At 70.5% G+C, this 3,637-nt stretch carries 4 protein-coding genes; 1 reads left to right on the top strand and 3 read right to left on the bottom strand.

Features of this window, described 5'->3' with window-relative positions; all coding sequences use genetic code 11:
• Positions 1 to 236 precede the first annotated feature (236 nt).
• Positions 237 to 1,244: a stage II sporulation protein M gene (locus tag SGA01_RS40590; protein WP_141303436.1), complete on the bottom strand. Its 1,008-nt coding sequence runs from the start codon at positions 1,242 to 1,244 to the stop codon at positions 237 to 239.
• A 121-nt stretch (positions 1,245 to 1,365) separates the two neighbouring features.
• Here SGA01_RS40590 and SGA01_RS40585 point away from each other — a divergent pair, with 121 nt between their 5' ends.
• Positions 1,366 to 2,241: an RDD family protein gene (locus SGA01_RS40585; protein WP_443098418.1), complete on the top strand. Its 876-nt coding sequence runs from the start codon at positions 1,366 to 1,368 to the stop codon at positions 2,239 to 2,241.
• Positions 2,242 to 2,244: 3 nt separating this feature from the next.
• Here the strand turns inward: SGA01_RS40585 and SGA01_RS40580 are convergent, their stop codons facing one another.
• Complete coding sequence (locus SGA01_RS40580; RefSeq protein ID WP_055643163.1) at positions 2,245 to 2,859, bottom strand: hypothetical protein; 615 nt, start codon at positions 2,857 to 2,859, stop codon at positions 2,245 to 2,247.
• 157 nt (positions 2,860 to 3,016) lie between these two features.
• The coding region (locus tag SGA01_RS40575; protein ID WP_141303432.1) for an adenosylhomocysteinase at positions 3,017 to 3,637 on the bottom strand (621 nt) is incomplete at its 5' end.

Raw genomic sequence — 3,637 nt, 5'->3', positions numbered from 1 at the left:
TTCCGACTTTATCAGAATCATTTCGGCCGACCTAATCGGTGGCTTTCGTGATTCGGATGAGAATCGGAATGACTCCGTGGAATGAATTCCCGACCGGAGTGAGTAAGACTCTACTTGATCGCTGCCGAACTGTCCAGTTCCAGGCAACCGTTTGAATCTACCTCCCCACAGCCGCCATGTCAACAGCTTTTGTGGGCACCGGAGGAGGTTAGCAGGTCAGCGGGGGCGTCCGCACATCAGGCTGCGGTGGGGAGTGCGGCGCTGCGGTCGGGTTCCTCGACGTCGCCCGTGGTGCCGGCTCGGGAGGCGCGGCCGCCCAGGATGTAGACGTAGGCGAGAAAGGCCAGCTCAGCGGCGATGCCGATGGTGATGCGGGCCCAGGTCGGCAGGCCGGAGGGGGTGACGAAACCTTCGATCAGGCCCGAGACGAAGAGGACGAGGGCCAGGCCGATCGCCATTCCGACGGCTGCACGTCCTTGCTCCGCCAGAGCGGCGCGGCGGGTGGTGGGGCCAGGGTCGATGAGGGTCCAGCCGAGGCGGAGGCCCGTGCCGGCCGCGACGAAGACCGCCGTCAGTTCGAGCAGGCCGTGGGGAAGGATCAGGCCGAGGAAGACGTCGAGGCGGCCCGCGGAGGACATCAGGCCGATGCCGACGCCGAGGTTCAGCATGTTGAGGAAGAGGATCCCCAGCACCGGGATGCCGAGGAAGGCGCCCAGGACCAGGCACATGGCCGCGGCCTGGGCGTTGTTCGTCCAGACCTGGGCCGCGAAGGACGCCGCCGGGTGGCTGGAGTAGTACGTCTCGTACTGGCCGCCGGGGCGGGTCATCTCGCGGAGCTCCGTGGGGGCGCCTATCGAGGCCTGGACCTCCGGGTGCGTACCGATCCACCAGCCGATGAGGACGGCGAGGAGGGTCGAGAGCACGGCGGTGGGGATCCACCAGTGGCGGGAGCGGTAGACGGCCGCGGGGAAGCCGGCGGTGAGGAAGCGGGCCGCGTCGCGCCAGGAGGAGCGGCGGGTGCCGGTGACGGTCGCGCGGGCCCGGGCGACGAGCTGTGTCAGGCGGGCCGTGAGCTGGGGGTCCGGGGCCGTGGACTGGACGATGGAGAGGTGCGTGGCCGTGCGCTGGTAGAGGGAGACGAGTTCGTCCGCTTCGGCGCCCGTGAGCCTTCGGCCCCTGCGCAGGAGGTGGTCGAGGCGTTCCCACTCGGCGCGGTGGGCTGTGACGTAGACGTCGAGGTCCATGATCGGCTGCTGCTCCAGGCACTTGCTGTGGACAGGTCCGTACTACTGCGGCGCACTGCGGGTCAGCTTGGCAGACTGGCGTTCGGAGAGTCTTCGAGAGGTGGGCGCCGTGAATGGGGTGGTGACGGGGGACGCCGTCGTGCTGGGGTTGCAGCCCGCGCGGCTGCCGAGCCGGGCGTTGGCGGTGCTCATCGACCTCGTCGTCGTGTGGGCCGTGTATCTGCTGGTCATGATCGGGCTCGCCTTGGCGACGGCGTCCTTGGACGAGGCCGCCGCGACGGCCGTGTCGATCGCCAGTTTTCTGCTGGTGCTCGTGGGGGCGCCGATCGCGGTGGAGACGCTGTCGCACGGGCGGTCGCTGGGGAAGCTCGCCTGTGGGCTGCGGGTCGTGCGGGACGACGGGGGTCCGATTCGGTTCCGGCACGCGCTGGTCCGGGGGGCCATGGGGGTCGTGGAGATCCTGATGACCTTCGGGGTCGTCGCCTGTATCGCCTCGCTCGTGTCCGAACGGGGGCGGCGGCTCGGCGACGTGTTCGCCGGGACCCTCGTCGTGCGGGAGCGGATACCCGCGGCGCGGGCCCTTGTCGTGCCTCCGCCGCCGCCGTGGCTTGTCGGGCGGTTCGCCGGGCTGGATCTGTCCGCTGTGCCGGAGCCGTTGTGGCTGGAGATACGGCAGTACCTGACGCGGGCGCGTGAGCTGGACCCCTTCGTGGGGCGGCGGCTCGCCGAGCGGCTGGCCGACGAGCTGGTGGCGCGGACCGGGACGCCTCCGCCGCCGGGGGTGCCTGCCGACGCCTTCCTCGCAGGGGTGGTCGCCGAGCGGCAGGCGCGGGACTCCCGGCGGGCGTTCGCCCCGGCGGCGGAGGGTCTGCCCGCTGCTCCCGCTGTCGCCGCTCCGGTCGTCATGCCGCCTGTCGTCCCGCACGGTGTGCCCCCGGTCGGTCCGGCGGGTGGGGAGAGCGGGCCTCGGGTCACCGGGTTCGCTCCGCCCGCCTGACGGTCAGGGGAAGACCGAGGGCGGTGTCTCCAGGGCTTCGAGTTCGATGCCGGGGGCCGCGAGGACCACGTCGCCTGCGATGTGGACGGTGTGCCGCTCCCCTGTGTCCAGGGCGCTGACCTGGTACTCGTCGACGACCAGGGGGCCGTTGTCAGTGGCGTGCGTTTCACTTCTCAGCAGGGCCCAGGACTGGTCGACCGTGAGGGGGGCGAGCACAGGATCCGTGAAGGCGACGAGCCTGAGGCGGGTCTCGGGGGAACCGGGGGTGAGTCGTAGGAGTCGCGTGATCGCGACGAGGAACGCCGGGGACGTGCCGGTGAAGGCGTGGGCGCGCACATTGCCTTCGGTGGCGTGGGTTCCGGTGGGGTCCGTGCGGACCCAGGTGACGCCGTCGAGGGCCGCGCCGCGGACCTGCCAGCTCGCGGCGTTGAGTTCGAGGCGGATGGGGCGGCCCAGCTCGTCGACGGCCAGGTCGACGGAGCCCGCGTGGTCGCCTGAGGGGGTGACGGTCTGGGAGACGTAGCGCCAGCCGGAGGGGCCGGGGGCGCAGTGGAAGTGCTCTTCACCGAGGGGGGTGTGGTCGTGCGGGTCATGGAGCGAATATCGGCCGCGGGGCATGGGTCGGTCCTCGGGAGGCGGTGCTTCCAGGTGCGGTAGCGGGGGCGGAGTCGGAACGGGGCAGGCCCCCGGCACGGGGGTGCGGGGGCCTGCCTGATTCCTCTACGGGTGTCCGGGACGGCGCCGCGTCAGCGCGCGGGCGCCGCCGGCCGGGGCATCAGTAGCGGTAGTGGTCCGGCTTGAAGGGGCCGTCGACGTCGACGCCGATGTAGGCGGCCTGCTCGGGGCGGAGGGTCGTCAGCTTGACGCCGAGGGCGTCGAGGTGGAGGCGGGCGACCTTCTCGTCCAGGTGCTTCGGCAGCGTGTAGACGTCGGTCGGGTACTCCTCCGGCTTCGTGAAGAGCTCGATCTGGGCCAGGGTCTGGTCCGCGAAGGAGTTCGACATGACGAAGGAGGGGTGACCGGTCGCGTTGCCGAGGTTCAGCAGGCGGCCCTCGGAGAGGACGATCAGGACCTTGCCGTCGGGGTAGGTCCAGGTGTGGACCTGCGGCTTGACCTCGTCCTTGACGACGCCCGCGGTGTTGGCGAGGCCGGCCATGTCGATCTCGTTGTCGAAGTGGCCGATGTTGCCGACGATGGCCTGGTGCTTCATCTTGGCCATGTCGGCGGCCATGATGATGTCCTTGTTGCCGGTCGTGGTGATGAAGATGTCGGCGGTCTCGACGACCTCGTCCAGGGTCGTGACCTGGTAGCCGTCCATGGCCGCCTGGAGCGCGCAGATCGGGTCGATCTCGGTGATGATGACGCGCGCGCCCTGGCCGCGGAGCGACTCGGCGCA

The organism is Streptomyces gardneri (assembly GCF_006539185.1).
GTDB lineage: Bacteria > Actinomycetota > Actinomycetes > Streptomycetales > Streptomycetaceae > Streptomyces > Streptomyces gardneri.
This window is presented reverse-complemented; position numbering and strand designations above follow the sequence as displayed.